The sequence below is a fragment of the Streptomyces sp. NRRL WC-3605 genome (assembly GCF_001509795.1).
Lineage (GTDB): Bacteria > Actinomycetota > Actinomycetes > Streptomycetales > Streptomycetaceae > Streptomyces > Streptomyces viridochromogenes.
This window is the reverse complement of sequence record NZ_LLZN01000127.1, coordinates 12,393-30,062: the sequence shown is the minus strand read 5'-3', so window position 1 is coordinate 30,062 and position 17,670 is coordinate 12,393. Positions and strand designations below refer to the sequence as shown.

Below are 17,670 nucleotides of genomic sequence, written 5' to 3'. Positions count from 1 at the left end.
CTGCATGTCGCACCGTCGCATTGCAGTCTATGCAACGGGCTTTGCGCAGACTGCTTCCCGTCGGCAGGATGTGCGCCATGACATCGGTCCTGGATCTCGCACCCGTCGTCCCCGTGGTCGTGGTCGACAACCCCTCCGACGCCGTACCGCTGGCCCGGGCGCTGGTCGCCGGCGGGCTGCGCGCGATCGAGGTGACCCTGCGGACCCCGGCCGCGCTCGACGCGATCCGGGCCGTCGCGGACGCCGTGCCGGACGCCGTGGTCGGGGCCGGCACCGTGCTCACGCCCGAGCAGGTGACGCGGTCGGCGGAGGCGGGGGCGCGGTTCCTGGTCAGCCCCGGCTGGACGGACGCCCTGCTCGACGCCATGCGGGCGTCCGGGGTGCCGTATCTGCCGGGGGTGTCGACGGCGTCGGAGGTGGTGGCGCTGCTGGAGCGCGGGGTGCGGGAGCTGAAGTTCTTCCCGGCGGAGGCGGCGGGCGGCACGGCGTACCTCAGGTCGCTGTACGGGCCGCTGCCCCAGGTGCGGTTCTGCCCGACGGGCGGCATCGGTCCCGCGTCGGCTCCGGACTACCTCGCCCTGCCCAACGTGGCCTGTGTGGGCGGCAGCTGGATGCTCCCGGCGGACGCGGTGGCGGCCCGGGACTGGGGGCGGGTGGAGGCGCTGGCCCGCGAGGCGGCTGGTCTCGGCCGGTCAGCCGCGCAGGTGTGAGGTGTCGTTGAAGAGCCGCACGCTCGCATTGCCGTCCGCGTAGTACGCGATCGCGGACAGCGAGGCCGCCGACAGCTCCATGCGGAACAGGGACTCCGGCGGCGCACCCAGGGCCAGGCGGACGAGCGTCTTGATCGGCGTGACGTGCGTGACGAGCAGGACCGTGCGGCCCGCGTAGGCCGCGATCAGCTTGTCTCGGGCGGCGGCGACCCGTTCCGCCGTCGCCACGAAGCTCTCGCCGCCGCCGGTGGGGCGGGCCTCGGGGTCGGCCAGCCAGGCGGTCAGGTCGTCGGGGTACCGCTCGCGGACCTCGCCGAAGGTGAGGCCCTCCCAGGCGCCGAAGCCGGTCTCGCGCAGGTCCTCTTCGACGGTGACGTCCAGGCCGAGGCGGCCGGCGACGATGGCGGCGGTCTCCCGGGTGCGGGCGAGCGGCGAGGCCACGACCGCCTGGATCGTGCCGCGCCGGGCGAGGGCGGCGCCCACGCGCTCGGCCTGCTCCCGGCCGGCGGCGGACAGCGCCGGGTCGGTGCCGCCGCTGCCCGAGAAACGCTTCTGCGGGGTGAGGGGGGTCTCGCCGTGCCGCAGCAGGACGAAGGTGGCGGGTGCGCCCATGTCGGCGGGGGCCCAGCCGGCCGAGGGGGGCGCGGCCGTACCGGCGTCCCGGGCACCCCCGGAGGCCGTATCGGTATCCCGGGCACCCCCGGAGGCCGTATCGGTATCCCGGGCACCCCCGGAGGCCGTACCTGCATCCACGGCTCCCCCGGAGGCCGTACCGGCGGCAGCCCTCGCGTCGGCCGCCTCCAGCTCCGCCGTGGAGTCCTGCGGGCTCCACCGCTCCCCGCGCCTGCCCGCGTCCATGGCCTCGTTGGCGAGGCGGTCCGCGTGCTTGTTCCGCTCGCGCGGGATCCACTCGTACGTCACCTGGGCGGGCGGGAAGATCCGTGCCGCCTCGAACGCCAGCGGCTTCATGTCCGGGTGCTTGATCTTCCAGCGGCCCGACATCTGCTCGATGACGAGCTTGGAGTCCATGCGGACGTGCACCGTGGCCGACGGGTCCAGTTCGTGCGCGGCGCGCAGCCCGGCCACGAGGCCCCGGTACTCGGCGACGTTGTTGGTGGCGACGCCGAGGTACTCGGCCCGCTCGGCCAGGGTCTGGCCCGTGGCCGCGTCGATCACGACCGCGCCGTAGCCCGCGGGCCCCGGATTGCCCCGTGACCCGCCGTCGGCCTCGACGATGAACTCCCGCACGGCACCGGCTCCTAGAGGCCGGACTCGGCCGTGCGGACCAGGATGCGGCGGCAGTTCTCGCAGCGCACCACGGTGTCGGGGGCGGCCGCGCGGATCTCGTTGAGCTCGGTGATGGCGAGCTCCTGTCGGCAGCCCTGGCAGGTGCGCTGGTACAGCTTGGCCGCGCCGACGCCGCCCTGCTGCTCGCGCAGCTTCTCGTACAGCTTCAGCAGGTCGGCCGGGACGGCGGCGGCGACGACCTCGCGCTCCTTCGTCACCGTGGCCACCTCGGCGTCGATCTCCTCGAACGCGGCGTCCCGGCGGGCGACGGCGTCGTCGACCTTGCCCTGCACGGAGCCGACGCGCTCGGTCAGCTCGGCGACGCGCTCCTGGGCGGACTCGCGGCGCTCCATGACCTCCAGGACGACGTCCTCGAGGTCGCCCTGGCGCTTGGCGAGGGAGACGATCTCGCGCTGGAGGTTCTCCAGGTCCTTCGGGGAGGTGACGGCACCGGAGTCCAGGCGCTGCTGGTCGCGGGCGGCGCGCTGGCGCACCTGGTCCACGTCCTGCTCGGCCTTGGTCTGCTCGCGGGCGCAGTCGCTCTCCTCGGTCTGCGCGGCGACGAGCAGGTCGCGCAGCTGGGTGTGGTCCTTGCTGAGGGACTCGATCTCGGCGTGCTCGGGAAGCGACTTCCGCCTGTGCGCGAGCTGCTGGAGGCGGACGTCGAGATCCTGGACGTCCAGGAGGCGGATCTGGTCGGCGGGCGCGGCGTTCAGTTGGGGGCTCCCGTGGAATCGGTGGTGGTGGACGCCGCGTGGGCGGTCCAGGGGTCGGTGACCGTCGCGGAGACGTGGACGCGCAGGTCCCATCCGTGACGGTCGGAGATCTCGTCGAGCTGGGCTGCTGCCAGCTCGCACCAGGGCCACTCGGTGGCCCAGTGCGCCGCGTCGAGCAACGCGAGAGGACTGTGGGCGACCGCCTCGGACACCGGATGGTGGCGCAGGTCGGCCGTGAGGAAGGCGTCGACCCCGGCGGCCCGCACCTGGTCGAAGAGGCTGTCGCCGGAGCCGCCGCTGACGGCGATCGTGCGGACGACGGCCTCCGGGTCGCCGGCGACGCGGATGCCCTGCGCGGTGGCGGGCAGCCGCTCGGCGGCACGGGCGGCCAGGGCGCGCACGGTGAGCGGCTGGTCCAGCTCGCACACGCGGCCGAGGCCCCGGCGGCCGTCGGGGTCCGTCGGGTCGGGCACCAGGGGGCGGACGACGCGCAGGTCCAGGGCGCCGGCGAGGGCGTCGCTCACGCCCGGGTCGGCGGTGTCGGCGTTGGTGTGCGCGACGTGCAGCGCGATGTCGTTCTTGATCAGGGTGTGCACGACGCGGCCCTTGAAGTGGGAGGCCGCGACGGTCGTCGTCCCGCGCAGATAGAGCGGGTGGTGGGTGACCAGCAGGTCGGCGCCGAGTTCGACCGCCTCGTCCACGATCTCCTGGACCGGGTCGACGGCGAACAGGACCCGGGAGACCTCCTGGCCGGGGTCGCCCACGACGGTGCCGACCGCGTCCCAGGACTCGGCCCGCTCGGCGGGCCACAGGGTCTCCAGCGCGGCGATGACTTCAGACAGACGGGGCACGAGGGACAGGCTACCTGGCCGTTGTCGGGGGCCGTACCGGCTGTGGGGCGGCCGGTACGGCGTCCGCGTCCGCCGTTCCCGCCGGTCGCCCGGGTGCTCCCGCGCCGCGTGCGGCGCCGTCCAGCACACGGGTCCCCGTTTCCTCAGGCGAATCGTTCCTGTGCCACCCCTTTGTGTGAAGCGGAACCTGCTCGTGCCTCGGCTGTGCGGGCGAAAACTAGCGTCGTGACCGGAGGTGACCGGACCATGAGGGCCTGTGCGATCGAGTCCGCGGCGGAGTCCGACAGCGGCGACGCGCCTCGGACGGAGTGCATCATCACCGCGGACGGCTCCTACGCCGCCCGCCTCGCGCTGGACGGCGACTGCTGGTTCCCGGAGCGCTGGACCCTGGACGGCCCCGAGCCCTACGCCGTGCCCCTGCCCGGCCACCAGCCGGAGGAGCCGGGCACGCAGGTGCAGCCGATGGGCGACGGGCGGGTCCTCGTCCGCCGCCCGACCGACGGACGCCATGTCTTCTCCCTGCTGTACCCCACCGGCCCCGGCACCGGCGAGCTGCTGCTGGGCGCGGTCGAGTGCCCGGACGACGGGACCCGGCTGCGGATGCTGCCCCCGGCGCCGGGCGGGGAGCGGGCGTACGCGCTGGCGGTGGGGCGGCGCTCCAGCACGGTGTGGCTGGTGGCCGGCGGCGCCTTCGGGCCGGAGCGGCTCGCGCAGATCCCGGGGCGCTGCTCGGGCGGGGTGTGGCTGGACCGGGAGGGGCGGATGCTGGCCCTCGACCGGGAGTCCGGCGGGCGGACGAAGGCGGTCGTGGTGGATCTGGGGCGGGACGGCGAGGTGTCGCCGCTGCTGCAGATCACGGCGGACAGCGACGACCGGGTCCTGCTCGCCGACCCGGACAGCGGGCTGCTGCTGATCCGCTCGGACGCCCCGTCGCCGGGGCGGCCGCGGCTGGGCTGGGGCGTCCTCGGCAGCACCCTGCCGGTGCGTTTCCCGGAGTCGCTGCGGATGCCGGACCACGAGGTCACGCCGTTCGCGATCCAGCCGGGCCAGGTGCTGACGCCGGAGAGCTGCGGGGTGGCGCTGCGCGTCGACGGGCCGGTCGGCGGCTGGGTCGGGGTGTGGCGGCCCGCCGAGCGGACGGTCCGTCACTTCGCGGCGCCGGAGGGCTGGCTGGCGGGCGCCGGGGTGTGGACACGGGAGGGCGAGCTGCGGCTGCCGTACGCCACCGCGGACGTCCCGTGCGGGGTGGCCCGCGTGGAGGCGCCGGCCGCCCCCGTGGACGCGCGGACGGAACCGGAACCGGCGCCGTCGGCGGCCCGGGAAACGGAGCCTCCGGGTCCCGTCGTGACGCGTCCCGTGCCGTTGCAGCAAGCACCCTTGGGCGGTCTTGTAACGAACTAGTGCCGGTCGGCGCGACGCGTGGATCCGGCCCTCACGGGGTTGGTTAGACTCACCCGGCTGTTGGAAAGATCATGTTTACGGGGTGAACCTTACCGATGAGCAACGCCATCACGACCGAGCCGTCGTCCGAGGTCCAGGAGGCCGCCGGTCACGGCCGGCACCGGGGCCCGGTCTCGGCCAGTGACGTCTCGGCGAGCGAGTACCAGACGGCCCCCCGCGGCCGTCACCGCAAGCCGGCCGAGGAGAACGGGACGGCGGCCTGAGGCCGCACCGGGCACGGCGTACGGCCCCGATCCTCCCGGAGGGTCGGGGCCGTACCCCTGTCCGCACAGTCCGCTAACCGCGCCGCAGGCCCAGCACTTCGGCCGCCGCGAACGTCTCGCCGGGCGGCCGGTCCGCGAACCACCCGGTGAGCAGGGCGTCCAGCTCGTCGTGGGTGAACGTCTCCTGCTTGCTCTCGAACGTGGCCGCCACCCTGGGCCGTTCCACGACCGCCACCATGCCGCCGTGGACGACGAGGAGCTGCCCGGTGACATGGGCGGCGGACGGGGACGCCAGATAGCCGACGAGCGGGGCGACGTGCTCGGGCGCGAGCGGGTCGAGCACGTCGTCGGGCGGGGCCAGCGCGGCGAAGACGTCCTCGGTCATCCGGGTGCGGGCGCGCGGGCAGATGGCGTTGACGGTGACGCCGTACTTGCGGAGCGCGAGCGCGCTGGACGTGGTGAGCCCGACGATCCCGCCCTTGGCCGCCGCGTAGTTGGGCTGGCCGGCGGACCCGGCGAGGAACGCCTCCGAGGAGGTGTTCACGATCCGCCCGTACACGGGGGCGCCGGTCGCCTTGGCCCGCTCCCGCCAGTGGGCGGCGGCATGGCGGACCGTGTTGAAGTGGCCCTTGAGGTGGACCCGGATCACGGCGTCCCACTCCTCCTCCGCCATGGAGAAGACCATGCGGTCGCGCAGGATGCCCGCGTTGTTGACGAGGACGTCCAGCGACCCGAACTCGGCGATCGCCGTCGCGACCAGTCCGCCCGCCTGCGCGAAGTCGGCGACGTCCCCGGTGTGGGCGACGGCCCGGCCGCCCGCCGCGCGGATCCCGGCGGCGACCTCCTCGGCGGGCCCGGCCGACGCGGCGCCGGTGCCGTCCCGGCCGGGCTGCCCGTGGTCGTTGACGACGACGGCCGCGCCCAGCCGGGCCAACTCCCGTGCCTCGGCGCGGCCCAGGCCACGCCCCGCACCCGTGACGATCGCCGTGCGCCCCTCCAGTGGCAGTGACATCGGCACCCCTTCCGCGGCCGGTTCAGATCTCTATGCAGGTGCGCAGCGCGCTGCCGGTGCGCATCTGGTCCAGGGCCTCGTTGACCTCGGAGAGCGGCACCCGGTGCGTGATCAGACCCGCGAGGTCGATCCGGCCCGCCCGCCACAGGGCGATGGCCCGTTCGTAGGAGCGCAGGACGTCACCGCCGCCGTACAGGGACGGCAGGATGCGCTTCTCGTCGAAGAACAGCTCGAACATGTTGAGCTGGAGGACGTCGTCCATGGCCCCGGCGCCGACGATCACGAGGGTGCCGCCGCGCCGGGTCGCGTCGTACGCCGTGCGGGCCGTGGCCGACTTCCCGACGACCTCGAAGACGTGGTCGAAGCCCTCGCCGCCCGCCGTGATCTGCTGCTTGGCGTCTGCCAGCTGGTCCGGGGCGACGGCCCGGGTGGCCCCGAACCGCAGCGCGGCCTCACGGCGTGCGGCGACCGGGTCCACGGCGACGATCTCGGCGGCGCCCTTCAGCCGCGCGCCCTGGATCACGGAGACACCGACGCCTCCGCAGCCGATGACGGCGACCGACGAACCGGCCTCCAGGTCGGCCGTGTTGAGGGCGGCGCCGAGCCCGGTGGTGACGCCGCAGCCGATCAGCGCGGCGATGTCGAAGGGCACGTCGTCGGGGATGGGCACCGCGCAGCCGGCGTCGACGACGACCTCCTCGGCGAAGGTGCCGGTGCCGGCGAAGCCGAAGACGTCGCCGCCGGGGCGCCGGAAGTTGGGGGTGCCCGCGTTCATGAAACCGGCCAGGCACAGTTCGGTCTGGCCGCGCCGGCACGCCGGGCAGGCGCCGCAGGCGGGGAGCCAGCACAGGACGACCCGGTCGCCGGGCTTCAGGCCGCGGACGCCCTCGCCGACGTCGACGATCTCGCCGGCGCCCTCGTGTCCGGGGACGAAGGGCGCGGGCTGGGGCAGCACCCCGGACATCGCGGACAGGTCGGAGTGGCACAGCCCGGTGGCCCGGACCCGGACCCTCACCTTGCCGGGGCCGAAGCCCACCGCCTCGACGTCGTCGAGGACCTCGAGCTTGTCCTGGCCGGTCTCGTGCAGGACGGCTGCGCGCATGGTGCGGCTCCCCTCGGGCGGGCTGGCGGGACTGGGACGGGTCAGGTGTGGTCCACGACCGTGTCGGTGAGGACGGGTGCGTCGTCGCGGTCGGCCGCGGTCACGGCGACGCGCACGGAGCCCTCCCCGGACCAGGCGCGGACGTGCAGGGTCTCGCCCGGGTAGGCGACCCCGGCGAAACGGGTGCGGTAGGAGCGCACGCGGGTCACGTCGCCGTCGAGCAGGGTGTCGACGACGGCCTTGAGCGTGACGCCGTAGGTGCACAGCCCGTGCAGGATGGGCCGGTCGAACCCGGCGCGCTTGGCGAAGTCGGGGTCGGCGTGCAGCGGGTTCCAGTCGCCGGAGAGGCGGTAGAGCAGCGCCTGGTCCTCGCGGAGCGGCCGTTCCAGGACGCGGTCCGGCTCCCCGGTGGGGGGTTCGGGACGGTTCGAGGGGCCGCGGTCGCCGCCGAAGCCGCCCTCCCCGCGGATGAAGATCTCGGCGTCGTTGGTCCACAGCGGCCCGTCGGCGTCCTCGACGTCGGTGCGCAGCACGAGCACGGCCGCCTTCCCCTTGTCGTAGAGACCGGCGATCCGGTGGACGGCGGTGGCCGTGCCCTCGGCCGGGAGGGGGCGGTGGACGGTGAGGTGCTGGCCGCCGTGCAGGACGCGGGCGAGGTCGACCTCGATGCCGGGCATGGACAGTCCGCCGATGACGCCGGGTGCCCCGGAGCCGGCGACGGTGGCGAAGCTGGGCAGCACGTGCAGCCTCGACTCCAGGGTGTAGCGCAGTTCGCCGGGGTCGGTGGCGGGGACGCCGGCGCCGATGCCGAGGTGGTAGAGCTGGACGTCCTTGGAGTTCCAGGAGATCTCGCCGGTCCGGGGTCCGGCGGCGAGGGCCTTGGCTGCGTCGATGGGCATACGGCTCCTGACAGTGACGGCCGGCTCGGGCGGCGGACCGCGCGCGGGACCGTGCGGGGTCGGGCGGGGTGGGTCGAGACCTCGGTACGGCCGTCCGCACCGTCGGCCGCACCGAGGTCGTCACGGGGCCGCGGAACCAGCCGGTTCTAGAACGCGTTCCAGTGCGGCGCCCCCTGTATAGCCGAGGCCCCGGCACTTGTGAAGACTCCTGACGCTGTGTCAGTCAGGAGTCGGCCAGGACATTTGTCCTGCCGGACGACGGACACCCGCCCCTGGCCGGACCGCCGCCCGGGTCCGTACCGTCGATGACATCGCACATCGCACCGTGCACATCGGACGTCGGCGGCAGGGGACACGGAGATGGCCTGGTTGTTCAAGCACCACGGGACCTCGTGCGCGGGCGCCCGGGAGGAGACGCGCGCGCCGAACGGCTACAGCCTGCTGCCCTGGCTGCTCCTGGGCCTGGGCTCCCTGTCCAACCTCTTCCGCGGTGAGACGGCGGACCCCTTGATCGGCGGGCTGGGGCTGCTGGCCTTCAACTCGCTCTACGTCTACGTCGCGTTCCGCTCTTTCGCGAAGGAGACGCGGGAAGCACCCTCGACCAGGGTGGCCCTGGTCCTGATGACCGGGGTGACCTGTGCGCTGGCGCTGGCCTACGGCGGCACCTGGCTGCTGTTCTTCCCTCTGCTCGGGCTGGCCACCGGCGCGGCGGTGCGCTTCCCGCACCTGCGGCTGACCGGGGCGGCCCTGGGCGTGCTGGCCGGTGCGGTGGCCGTCTCCCGCGACGGCTGGGGCGGACTCGGCATCGCCTACGCGACCTGGATCTCGACGATGGTGACGGCGGCGATCCTGTCGCTCTCGGACGCGGTACGGCAGCTGCGGGCCGCCCGCGAGGAGCTGGCGCACCGGGCCGTCGAGCAGGAGCGGCTGCGCTTCTCCCGCGATCTGCACGACCTGCTCGGGCACACGCTGTCGGTGATCGTGGTGAAGGCGGAGGCGGCCCGGCGCCTGACCACCCGGGACGTGGACGCGGCCCAGGCGCAGCTCGCCGACATCGAGTCGGTCGGGCGGCAGGCGCTCACGGAGATCCGCGAGGCCGTGACCGGCTACCGGGAGGGCAGTCTGAGTCGGGAGATCGACGGCGCGGTCTCGGCCCTGCGGGCGGCCGGCGTGGAACCGGTCGTACGCCGCTCGGGGCCGCCGCTCGCCCCGCAGACGGAGGCCCTGCTGGGCTGGGTGGTAAGGGAGGCGGCCACGAACGTGGTCCGGCACAGCGACGCGAACCGGTGCGAGATCACGGTGACCTGTGACGGCGAGCGCGCCCGGCTGACGGTGACGGACGACGGCCGCGGCACCGGCACCGGCCGTCCCCGGACCACGGGAGGCACGGGCCTGCGAGGCCTCGCCGAGCGCCTGACCACCGCCGGAGGCACCCTGACGGCCGGCCCGGAACGCGGCGGCTTCACGGTGACGGCGGATCTCCCGGCGGACGTCACGGAGGGACCGGGGCACGTGGTCCGGCCGGTGGGCCCGGGCGCGGAAGCCGTTCCCGTCACCGCCGGGCCGCCTGCGCGCTGAAACCGCGCCCCCGTCACGACCGGCGCCTTCCTCCCCCCGCCCCCCTACGCTTGGCCCGTGAACGAGATGCCGTCGGATCGCCGGCCCGGGAAACACATCCGGGTGCTGCTCGCCGAGGATCAGGGCATGATGCGCGGGGCGCTCGCCTTACTGCTCGGGATGGAGCCGGACATCGAGGTGGTGGCGCAGGTGTCGGCCGGTGACGCCATCGTGGACGCCGCCCTCACGCACCGGCCCGACGTGGCCCTCCTCGACATCGAGCTGCCGGGCCTGAGCGGCCTGGACGCCGCCGCCGAGCTGCGCGACCAGGTGCCCGACTGCCGGGTGCTGATCCTGACGACCTTCGGCCGTCCCGGCTATCTGCGGCGGGCCATGGAGGCCGGTGCCGCCGGCTTCCTGGTGAAGGACGGCCCCGTGGAGGAGCTGGCGGTCGCCGTCCGCCGGGTGCTGACCGGTGAGACGGTGATCGATCCGGCCCTGGCCGCCGCCGCACTCAGCGCCGGCCCCAACCCGCTCACCGCACGGGAGCGCGAGGTGCTGAACGCCTCCTCGGACGGCGCGACGGTCGCCGACGTCTCCGCCCGGCTGCATCTGTCGGAGTCGACGGTCCGCAACTACCTGTCCTCCGCCATCGGCAAGACCGGCACCCGCAACCGGACGGAGGCACTGCGGGAGGCACGGCAGCAAGGGTGGCTGTGACCCCCGCCGCCGCGCCCTCGCCGCCGTACGCCCCTACTTGGTGACCGCCACGGATTTGAACGCCGTGCCCTCGGGCGCCACACAGGCGAACCAGGCATCCGGTGAGCCGTCCACGACCCGGATCAGCGGGTTCTCGCCGCCCATGTCGACCGACTTCGTGGGGGTGGCCCCGCCGGCCGCCTCGAAGAACGACGGCACCTCCGTCGTCGTCCCGTCCTTCCAGGTGCAGGTGACCTTCCGGGCGTCCAGGGCGACCCTCCCGACGACCAGCCGTTCCGCGCCCTCGGCGTCCTTCGCCCCAGGCACCAGCGGCAGCGCCACCGCCTCGATGTCCCCGCCGGACGAACCCGGCTCGTCCGTGAAGGCGCCCTCGCTGACGACACGTGCCGTGTCCGTCTCGCCGTACTCGCGCAGCACGAAGTAGGTGCTCCTGCCGACGAGGTCGGCGGCGTCGGCCACGTTCGCCGGCCGCTGCCCGAAGGAGCGCATCGCGGCGAGCTCGGTGGCGGCCTGACGCTCGGTGCGCGGGGCGTCCCAGAGGTCTACGAGGACCCGCCACCGCTGCCCGTGGTCGGTGCCGCTCGCGAGCAGCGTCCGCGAGGGCGTGCGCACGTCCGGACCAGGGGGTGTGGGCGGGGGCGCGGGGTTCGTGGCGACCGAGGTGTCCCCGGAGCCGTCCCCGGCGGGCAGCCCCGCCACCGCGAGGGTGCCGGCCGAGGCGACCAGGGCCAGGGCGGTCGCCGACGCCGCGGCCCAGCGGCGGGCCTTGCGGCGGCGCCCGCCGCGCAGCACCGCCGCGTACGGGGCCGTACCGACCTCGACGCCGTCAGTGGCGTCGGCGAGCAGCAGCGCGATGTCGGAGGGGGTGCGCTCGGAGTCCCCCGGCTCGTGGACGGTCAGGCCGTCGATCGACATGTGGTGGTTCGTCTCCCGCTTCGCGCTCATCGGCTCCGCCCTCCCTGCGTGACCATCTCCGCCAGTCCCGGCAGGGCGCGGAGTTTCGCGATGCCCCTGGCCGCGTTGCTCTTCACGGCGCCGACGGAACAGCCCATCGCCTCGGCCGTCTGCGTCTCGGTCAGGTCCTCCCAGTAGCGCAGCACCACGGCCTCCCGCTGCCGGGGCGGCAGCTGGGCCAGCGCCGCGAGCAGGGCGCCGCGGTCGTCGGCCTGGGCGATGCGGTCGCCGGTGTCCGGCACCTCGCGGGCCAGGCCGGAGTCGTCCTTCGGCGCCAGGAACTCCCTGAGCCGCCGCCGGTGTCTTCGCGCGTGCGCGTTGATCATCACGCGCCGTACGTAGGCTTCCGGGTCGTCCGCCGTCCCCACCCTGCGCCAGGCCACGTAGGCCTGTTCCAGTGTCGTCTGCGTCAGGTCCTCCGCGGCGTGCTGCTCACCGGTGAGGAGAAAAGCCGTCCGCAGCAGGCGCGGCCAGCGGCTGGTGACGAAGCTCTGGAACTCCGCGTCCCGGACCGCCTTGCGTTCCCCCATGGGCACCTCCTTGATGTCCAAAGGAGTCCACGAGCCCCTGGAACCGTTGCCTCCCGGCCGGAACGGATTTTCGCAGCCCTCCGTCGGCGGCCTCCTTCCCCGGCGGCCCCTTCCCCAAGAGAAGGTCAAGATTTCGTTAGTGTGCCAAAGCATCGGAATAGTTGCCCAGGCAGACGGAGTTCGACGTACACATGACACGAACGACCATCGACCGGCCCGCCGGCAGAGCGACCTCCGGGGCCCTGGTCCCCGTCCTGGCCTTCGCGGGCATCGTGGTCGCGGTGATGCAGACCCTGCTCGTCCCGGTCATCAAGGACCTGCCGCAGCTGCTGGACACCACGCCCAGCAACGCCACCTGGGTTCTGACCTCGACCCTGCTCTCCGGCGCCGTCGCCACCCCCATCATGGGCCGCCTCGGCGACCTCTTCGGCAAGCGGCGCATGCTCATGGCCAGCCTCTCCGTGATGGTGGCCGGCGCCCTGCTGAGCGCCGTCACCAGCGCCCTGCTCCCCATGATCGTGGGCCGGACCCTCCAGGGCTTCGCGATGGGCGCCATCCCGCTCGGCATCGGCCTGATGCGGGACATGCTGCCTCGCGAGCGGCTCGGCTCGGCGATGGCCCTGATGAGCTCCTCGATCGGCGTCGGCGGCGGTCTCGCCCTGCCGGCCGCGGCCCTGGTCGCCCAGCACGCGAACTGGCACGCCCTCTTCTACGGCGCCGCCGCCCTCGGCGTCCTCTCCATCGCGCTGACCCTCCTCGTCGTCCCGGAGTCCGAGGTCCGCGCGCAGGGCACCTTCGACCTCCCGGGGGCGCTGGGCCTCTCCGCGGGTCTCGTGCTGTTCCTGCTGCCCATCACCAAGGGCAGCGACTGGGGCTGGACGTCCGGCACGACGCTCGGGCTGTTCGGCGCCGCGGCGGCGGTCCTCCTCCTGTGGGGCGTGTACGAGCTGCGCGTCAAGGCGCCACTGGTCGACCTGCGCACCACGGCCCGCCCGGCCGTCCTGTTCACCAACCTCGCGTCGATCATGGTCGGCGTCAGCTTCTACGTCGTCTCGCTGGTCCTGCCCCAGCTGCTCCAGCTGCCGACGTCGACCGGCTACGGCCTCGGCCAGTCGATGGTCGTCGCGGGCCTGCTCGTCGCCCCGCTCGGCCTGACCATGATGGTGACGGCCCCGGTCTACGCCCGGCTGTCGGCGCGGTACGGCCCCAAGACCACCCTCATCCTCGGCATGCTCGTCATCGCGATCGGCTACGGCGCCGGCCTCGGCCTGATGAGCGCCGCCTGGCAGAGCCTGGTGATCGCTGTGGTCCTCGGCGCGGGCATCGGCCTCGCGTACTCGTCGCTGCCCGCTCTGATCGTCGGCGCGGTGCCGGTCTCGGAGACGGGTGCGGCGAACGGCCTGAACACCCTGATGCGGTCCATCGGCACGTCCGTGTCCAGCGCCGTCATCGGCATGGTGCTGGCCAACACGGCGAACGACGTCGGCGGGGTCGCGATCCCCACCATGCACGGCTTCCGGCTCTCCTTCCTGATCGCGACCGGCGCCGTCGTCCTCGGCCTCGCGTTCGCCCTGCTCCTGCCCCGGCAGCGCCCCTCCGCCCACCCGCAGCTGCGCGCCAGCAGCGAGGAGGACGCCAACCTGGAGCGCGCCGCGGAGGCCCTGCACGGCTTCCGCGGGCGCGTCCTGGACGCCGCCGGCGCCCCGGTGGCCCGCGCCAAGGTCACCCTGATCGACCGCCGCGGCCGGCAGGCCGGCGCCACCCTGTCCGCCCAGGACGGCAGCTACGCCCTCGCGGTCCCGGCCCAGGGCGCCTACGTCCTGGCCGCCCGCGCCGAGGGGCACGCGCCGCTCGCCTCGGCGGCCACGCATCCCGGCGAGGACGGCGCGGTGGACGTCGACCTCGCGCTGCCGGGCGAGGCCGTCACCGCCTGACACCCGCCTCCCCGGCCCGCCCGCACCCCCCGTCGCCCAGGTGACGGGGGGTGTGGTGCACCATGGGCGCCCATACGGTCGTACGACGGAGAGGACCCCCATGGCCCCGGCCCCCGAGCCCGACATCCTGGCCGCCTTCGAGGCCGCGAAGGGCTTCATGCCGACGGGTGAGGGCCTGGCCCTGTACGCGGCGGCCGTGGAGGCCGGACGGCTGGGGCTCCCCCTGCTGGAGGTCGGCACGTACTGCGGGCGCTCCACGATCCTGCTCGCCGACGCGGCCCGCGCGGCCGGGGTGACGGCCCTCACGGTCGACCACCACCGCGGCAGCGAGGAACAGCAGCCGGGCTGGGACTACCACGACCCGGAGACCGTCGACCCCGAGCTGGGCCTGATGGACACGCTGCCGACGTTCCGCCGCACCCTGCACCGGGCGGGTCTGGAGGAGCACGTGGTCGCCCTGGTGGGCCGCTCCCCGCAGGTCGCGAAGGTGTGGGGCACGCCTCTCGGGCTGGTCTTCGTCGACGGCGGTCACACCGACGAGCACGCCAACGCCGACTACGAGGGCTGGGCTCCGCATGTCGCCGAGGGCGGTCTGCTCGTCATCCACGACGTGTTCCCGGACCCGGTCGACGAGTTCACCGGCCAGGCGCCGTACCGCGTCTACCTGCGGGCCCTCGCCTCCGGCGCCTTCACGGAGGTGTCGGCCACCGACTCGCTGCGGGTGCTGCGGCGGACGGGTGACGGCCTCTGATGTGCCGCGAGGGCACGGCCCGGAACCGGCCCGTAAGGTGGCAGCCGTGTCGTACCTAGGTCCGGACCTCGATCCTCCGCAGCCCCGCCGCGGCCGTCGCCGCGCCCTGACCGTGGCCACCGCCGCCCTCGTCCCGGGGGCGCTGCTCGGCTGGCTGGTGTACGCGACGGTGGGCGACGACGGAGGCGGCTCCGGCGAGGCGGCGGTACGGCCGTCCCAGGCGAACACCCGCCCGGCGGCGCCCCCCACCGACGACGAGAAGCCGAGCCCGTCCCCCTCCGCCTCGGACTCGGCACCGCTCGCCGGCAAGGTCGTCGTCGTCGACCCGGGCCACAACCCCGGCAACTTCCGGCACACGGCCGAGATCAACCGCCAGGTGGACATCGGCACCAACCGCAAGGAGTGCGACACCACGGGGACGTCCACCAACGCCGGTTACCGGGAGGCCGAGTTCACGCTCGACGTCGCCCGCCGGATGCGCGCGCTGCTGGAGAAGCAGGGCGCCACCGTGGAGTTCACGCAGGACGGCGACCGGCCGTGGGGCCCGTGCGTGGACGAGCGGGCCCGGATCGGCAACAAGGCGCACGCGGACGCCGTCGTCTCGATCCACGCGGACGGCGCGGGCGCCGGACAGCGCGGCTTCCACGTCATCCTGCCCGGCAAGGTGGCCGAGGGCGACGCGAACACCGGCCCGATCGTGGCCCCTTCGCGGGCTCTCGGCGAGCGCGTCGCGGGCGCGTTCGTCCGCGTGACCGGAAGCGCGGCCTCCGACTATGTGGGCGACGGCACCGGTCTCGTCACGCGTCAGGATCTGGGCGGTCTCAATCTGTCAACGGTTCCCAAGGTCTTCATCGAGTGCGGCAACATGCGCGATAGCAAGGACGCGGCACTGCTCACCAGCGGCGCCTGGCGTCAGAAGGCGGCGCAGGGAATCTCTGAGGGAATCGTGAGTTTCCTGCGAGGGTAGTGGTCTTCGGGTGGATCCCGGCGGACAGACGTGTCGGACGGACGATAAGGTCGTCCTTACGATGAGGGGCCACCCCCACGCTTCACACCGGGGCCAGACGGCGACATGGTGACAGCGACGCCTCCAGCGATGCCGATGTTGAGACGACTGACGAAGGATCTGAAGTGAATATCCGCTCCCTCACTCGAGGCGACGGCGTGGTGATCGGAGCAGCGGTGTTGCTCTTCATCGCGTCGTTCCTCGACCTCTACACCGTCTCCGGGTTCGACGTGGACCAGAACGCGTGGGACTCCCTCGGCCTCGGACTCGGCGTGTACATGGGCGGGGTCATCGGCGCCGCCCTGATCGTCGTGAACCGCCTTCTGCCGCAGCCGCGCAAGGTCGCCGGTCTCGACCTCGGCACCGTCGGCACGGGCTTCGCCATCCTGACCGCATGGGCCCTGTTCTGGTCCCTGGTGGGCGTCGACGACCGCGCGAGCGCGGCGGCCGGCTTCATCCTCGGCTTCCTCGCCGCCCTGATCCTCGCCGCCGCCGCCGTCGCGACGCCGCTCGTGCCGGCGTTGCAGGCCGCGCTCGTGCCGGCGCCGCGTCCGGCCGCGCCGCAGCCCTACGGCGGGCAGCCGCAGGGCGGTTACGGCTACCCGGGTGCGCCGGGGCAGCAGCAGCCGTTCGGGGGCGGTCAGCCGCAGGCGCCCGCGCCCGCGCCGGCCGGTGACTTCTCCCCGTTCTGGTTCGCCGTGCCGGTGGCGCGTCCCCTCTTCGCGGAGGACGGCTCGCCCAACCCGATCGCCGAACTGGCGCCGGGCACCTGGTACCTGGCCGTCGAGCAGCGCGGCGCGGCCCTGGTCGCGCAGACGCAGGACGGCCGTCGCGGTGTCCTCCAGGACACGAGCGGCATCCAGCGCGGCTGAGTCCCCACGCCGTACGACGGCCCCTCGCCCTTCCGGGCGGGGGGCCGTTGCCGTACCCTCACCGTCTCGACTGACGGAGCGTCAGGAGGCTGGTATGCGACTCGGGCTCGCTCTCGGATACTGGGGCCGCGGCCCCTCCGCCGACCACGTGCCGCTCGCCGTGGAGGCCGAGCGGCTGGGGTACGCCACGGTGTGGACGGCGGAGTCCTGGGGGTCCGACGCCTTCACTCCCCTGACCTGGATCGCCGCGCACACGTCGAGGATCGGACTGGGGACCGCCGTCGCGCAGATGGCCGCCCGCTCCCCCACGGCCACCGCCATGCACGCCCTGACCCTGGACCACCTCTCGGGCGGGCGGGTGCTGCTGGGGCTCGGGCTGTCGGGGCCGCAGGTCGTGGAAGGGTGGTACGGGCGGCCGTTCCCCGCCTCGCCGCTCACCGCGACCCGCGAGTACGTCGACGTCGTACGGCAGGTGCTGCGGCGCGAGGCTCCGGTGGAGCTCGACGGGCGGTTCCACGCGCACCCGTACCGGGGGCCGGACGCCACCGGACTCGGCAGGGCGCTGAAGTCCATCACCCATCCTCTCCGCCGCCACCTGCCGGTCCTGCTGGGCGCCGAGGGGCCGAAGAACGTGGCGCAGACGGTTCACATGGCCGACGGGTGGCTGCCGTTGTACTGGGCGCCTGGCCGGCCCGAGGTGTACGGGGACGCGGTGCGCGACCTCCCGCCCGGGTTCCGGGTCGCTCCCCTGGCCCAGGTGCGGGTCTGCGACGACGTGGCCGAGGGGCTGCTCCCGGTGAAGGCCATGCTGGGGTTCTACATCGGCGGCATGGGCCACGCGGCCCGCAACTTCCACGCCGACCTCATGGCGCGCATGGGGTACGAGGAGGAGGCCCGGCGCGTCCAGCGGCTGTTCCTGGAGGGGCGCCGGGAGGAGGCCGTGCGGGCGGTGCCGGACGCCTTCGCCGACGAGATCTCCCTGGTCGGCCCGCGCGAACGGATCAGGGAGCGACTGGAGTTGTGGCGCGAGGGCCCGGTGACGGATCTGCTGGCGCTGGCCCCGGACCCCCACAGCCTGCGGGTGCTGGCCGGGCTCAACTCATAG

Annotated in this window: 18 protein-coding genes; 10 read left to right on the top strand and 8 right to left on the bottom strand. The window is 74.0% G+C overall.

The features are described 5' to 3' along the window. Positions 1-77 precede the first annotated feature (77 nt). Positions 78-710, top strand: a complete 633-nt coding sequence (locus tag ADL34_RS33750; RefSeq protein ID WP_062667407.1) for a bifunctional 4-hydroxy-2-oxoglutarate aldolase/2-dehydro-3-deoxy-phosphogluconate aldolase — start codon at positions 78-80, stop codon at positions 708-710. Here ADL34_RS33750 and ADL34_RS33745 read toward each other — a convergent pair. Genes ADL34_RS33745 through ADL34_RS33735 form a run of 3 tightly spaced genes read right to left on the bottom strand, consistent with a single transcriptional unit; the run spans position 693 to position 3,564 of the window. Next, positions 693-1,958, bottom strand: coding sequence for a bifunctional RNase H/acid phosphatase (locus ADL34_RS33745; protein WP_062667405.1), 1,266 nt, complete (start codon positions 1,956-1,958; stop codon positions 693-695). The two genes, ADL34_RS33750 and ADL34_RS33745, sit on opposite strands and share 18 nt — an antisense overlap. Positions 1,959-1,969: 11 nt before the next feature. Continuing rightward, positions 1,970-2,713: a zinc ribbon domain-containing protein gene (locus ADL34_RS33740; RefSeq protein ID WP_062667630.1), complete on the bottom strand. Its 744-nt coding sequence runs from the start codon at positions 2,711-2,713 to the stop codon at positions 1,970-1,972. After that, a complete protein-coding gene (locus ADL34_RS33735; RefSeq protein WP_062667403.1) occupies positions 2,710-3,564 on the bottom strand; it encodes a Nif3-like dinuclear metal center hexameric protein in 855 nt (284 codons plus the stop codon). Before ADL34_RS33735 ends, ADL34_RS33740 begins: the two co-directional genes overlap by 4 nt. Before the next feature lie 246 nt (positions 3,565-3,810). Between ADL34_RS33735 and ADL34_RS33730 the strand changes: the two genes are divergently transcribed. Together ADL34_RS33730 and ADL34_RS36505 are read left to right on the top strand one after the other, a co-directional pair. Further along, a complete protein-coding gene (locus ADL34_RS33730; protein WP_062667401.1) occupies positions 3,811-4,965 on the top strand; it encodes a hypothetical protein in 1,155 nt (384 codons plus the stop codon). A gap of 95 nt (positions 4,966-5,060) precedes the next feature. Next, the gene (locus ADL34_RS36505; RefSeq protein WP_086870911.1) at positions 5,061-5,228 is read left to right on the top strand and encodes a hypothetical protein; all 168 of its coding nucleotides are present in this window, start codon (positions 5,061-5,063) and stop codon (positions 5,226-5,228) included. A gap of 73 nt (positions 5,229-5,301) precedes the next feature. Here ADL34_RS36505 and ADL34_RS33725 read toward each other — a convergent pair whose 3' ends face one another. The 3 genes from ADL34_RS33725 to ADL34_RS33715 are packed head-to-tail and all read right to left on the bottom strand — an operon-like array spanning position 5,302 to position 8,241. Beyond that, positions 5,302-6,240 (bottom strand): 3-oxoacyl-ACP reductase, encoded by a 939-nt coding sequence (locus ADL34_RS33725; protein WP_062667399.1) that lies wholly within the window; start codon positions 6,238-6,240, stop codon positions 5,302-5,304. Positions 6,241-6,262: 22 nt separating this feature from the next. Beyond that, the gene (locus ADL34_RS33720) at positions 6,263-7,342 is read right to left on the bottom strand and encodes a Zn-dependent alcohol dehydrogenase (protein ID WP_062667397.1); all 1,080 of its coding nucleotides are present in this window, start codon (positions 7,340-7,342) and stop codon (positions 6,263-6,265) included. Between the two features lie 41 nt (positions 7,343-7,383). Further along, positions 7,384-8,241: a MaoC/PaaZ C-terminal domain-containing protein gene (locus ADL34_RS33715; protein ID WP_062667395.1), complete on the bottom strand. Its 858-nt coding sequence runs from the start codon at positions 8,239-8,241 to the stop codon at positions 7,384-7,386. A gap of 360 nt (positions 8,242-8,601) precedes the next feature. On the opposite strand from ADL34_RS33715, the gene ADL34_RS33710 reads away from it, so the two are divergent. Further along, positions 8,602-9,819: a sensor histidine kinase gene (locus ADL34_RS33710; RefSeq protein WP_079034113.1), complete on the top strand. Its 1,218-nt coding sequence runs from the start codon at positions 8,602-8,604 to the stop codon at positions 9,817-9,819. A 66-nt stretch (positions 9,820-9,885) separates the two neighbouring features. Then, a complete protein-coding gene (locus ADL34_RS33705; protein ID WP_062667393.1) occupies positions 9,886-10,518 on the top strand; it encodes a response regulator transcription factor in 633 nt (210 codons plus the stop codon). Positions 10,519-10,551: 33 nt separating this feature from the next. On the opposite strand, the gene ADL34_RS33700 is transcribed toward ADL34_RS33705, so the two are convergent. Both ADL34_RS33700 and ADL34_RS33695 read right to left on the bottom strand, forming a co-directional pair. Further along, positions 10,552-11,463, bottom strand: a complete 912-nt coding sequence (locus tag ADL34_RS33700; protein ID WP_062667392.1) for a hypothetical protein — start codon at positions 11,461-11,463, stop codon at positions 10,552-10,554. Continuing rightward, positions 11,460-12,002, bottom strand: a complete 543-nt coding sequence (locus ADL34_RS33695) for a SigE family RNA polymerase sigma factor (RefSeq protein ID WP_062667390.1) — start codon at positions 12,000-12,002, stop codon at positions 11,460-11,462. The genes ADL34_RS33700 and ADL34_RS33695 overlap by 4 nt, the downstream gene beginning before the upstream one ends. Before the next feature lie 191 nt (positions 12,003-12,193). Here ADL34_RS33695 and ADL34_RS33690 point away from each other — a divergent pair, with 191 nt between their 5' ends. The 5 genes from ADL34_RS33690 (at position 12,194) to ADL34_RS33670 (ending at position 17,670) form a co-directional block, all read left to right on the top strand. After that, entirely contained in the window at positions 12,194-13,936 is a 1,743-nt protein-coding gene (locus ADL34_RS33690) for an MFS transporter (protein ID WP_062667388.1), read from the top strand. A gap of 100 nt (positions 13,937-14,036) precedes the next feature. Beyond that, positions 14,037-14,687 (top strand): class I SAM-dependent methyltransferase, encoded by a 651-nt coding sequence (locus ADL34_RS33685; protein ID WP_062667386.1) that lies wholly within the window; start codon positions 14,037-14,039, stop codon positions 14,685-14,687. A gap of 46 nt (positions 14,688-14,733) precedes the next feature. Continuing rightward, positions 14,734-15,654 (top strand): N-acetylmuramoyl-L-alanine amidase, encoded by a 921-nt coding sequence (locus ADL34_RS33680; protein WP_062667385.1) that lies wholly within the window; start codon positions 14,734-14,736, stop codon positions 15,652-15,654. A 197-nt stretch (positions 15,655-15,851) separates the two neighbouring features. Next, positions 15,852-16,565, top strand: a complete 714-nt coding sequence (locus tag ADL34_RS33675) for a hypothetical protein (protein WP_062667383.1) — start codon at positions 15,852-15,854, stop codon at positions 16,563-16,565. A 94-nt stretch (positions 16,566-16,659) separates the two neighbouring features. Further along, on the top strand, positions 16,660-17,670 hold the full coding sequence (locus ADL34_RS33670) for an LLM class F420-dependent oxidoreductase (RefSeq protein WP_062667381.1): 1,011 nt from the start codon (positions 16,660-16,662) through the stop codon (positions 17,668-17,670).

Bases quoted from the DNA above. Each gene is read 5' to 3' on its own strand.
- ADL34_RS33670 (WP_062667381.1), top strand. From the start codon at position 16,660: ATGCGACTCGGGCTCGCTCTCGGATACTGGGGCCGCGGCCCCTCCGCC.
- ADL34_RS33685 (WP_062667386.1), top strand. From the start codon at position 14,037: ATGGCCCCGGCCCCCGAGCCCGACATCCTGGCCGCCTTCGAGGCCGCG.
- ADL34_RS33750 (WP_062667407.1), top strand. From the start codon at position 78: ATGACATCGGTCCTGGATCTCGCACCCGTCGTCCCCGTGGTCGTGGTC.
- ADL34_RS33700 (WP_062667392.1), bottom strand. From the start codon at position 11,463: ATGAGCGCGAAGCGGGAGACGAACCACCACATGTCGATCGACGGCCTG.
- ADL34_RS33710 (WP_079034113.1), top strand. From the start codon at position 8,602: ATGGCCTGGTTGTTCAAGCACCACGGGACCTCGTGCGCGGGCGCCCGG.
- ADL34_RS33690 (WP_062667388.1), top strand. From the start codon at position 12,194: ATGACACGAACGACCATCGACCGGCCCGCCGGCAGAGCGACCTCCGGG.
- ADL34_RS33730 (WP_062667401.1), top strand. From the start codon at position 3,811: ATGAGGGCCTGTGCGATCGAGTCCGCGGCGGAGTCCGACAGCGGCGAC.
- ADL34_RS33715 (WP_062667395.1), bottom strand. From the start codon at position 8,241: ATGCCCATCGACGCAGCCAAGGCCCTCGCCGCCGGACCCCGGACCGGC.
- ADL34_RS33720 (WP_062667397.1), bottom strand. From the start codon at position 7,342: ATGCGCGCAGCCGTCCTGCACGAGACCGGCCAGGACAAGCTCGAGGTC.
- ADL34_RS36505 (WP_086870911.1), top strand. From the start codon at position 5,061: ATGAGCAACGCCATCACGACCGAGCCGTCGTCCGAGGTCCAGGAGGCC.
- ADL34_RS33705 (WP_062667393.1), top strand. From the start codon at position 9,886: ATGCCGTCGGATCGCCGGCCCGGGAAACACATCCGGGTGCTGCTCGCC.
- ADL34_RS33695 (WP_062667390.1), bottom strand. From the start codon at position 12,002: ATGGGGGAACGCAAGGCGGTCCGGGACGCGGAGTTCCAGAGCTTCGTC.
- ADL34_RS33725 (WP_062667399.1), bottom strand. From the start codon at position 6,240: ATGTCACTGCCACTGGAGGGGCGCACGGCGATCGTCACGGGTGCGGGG.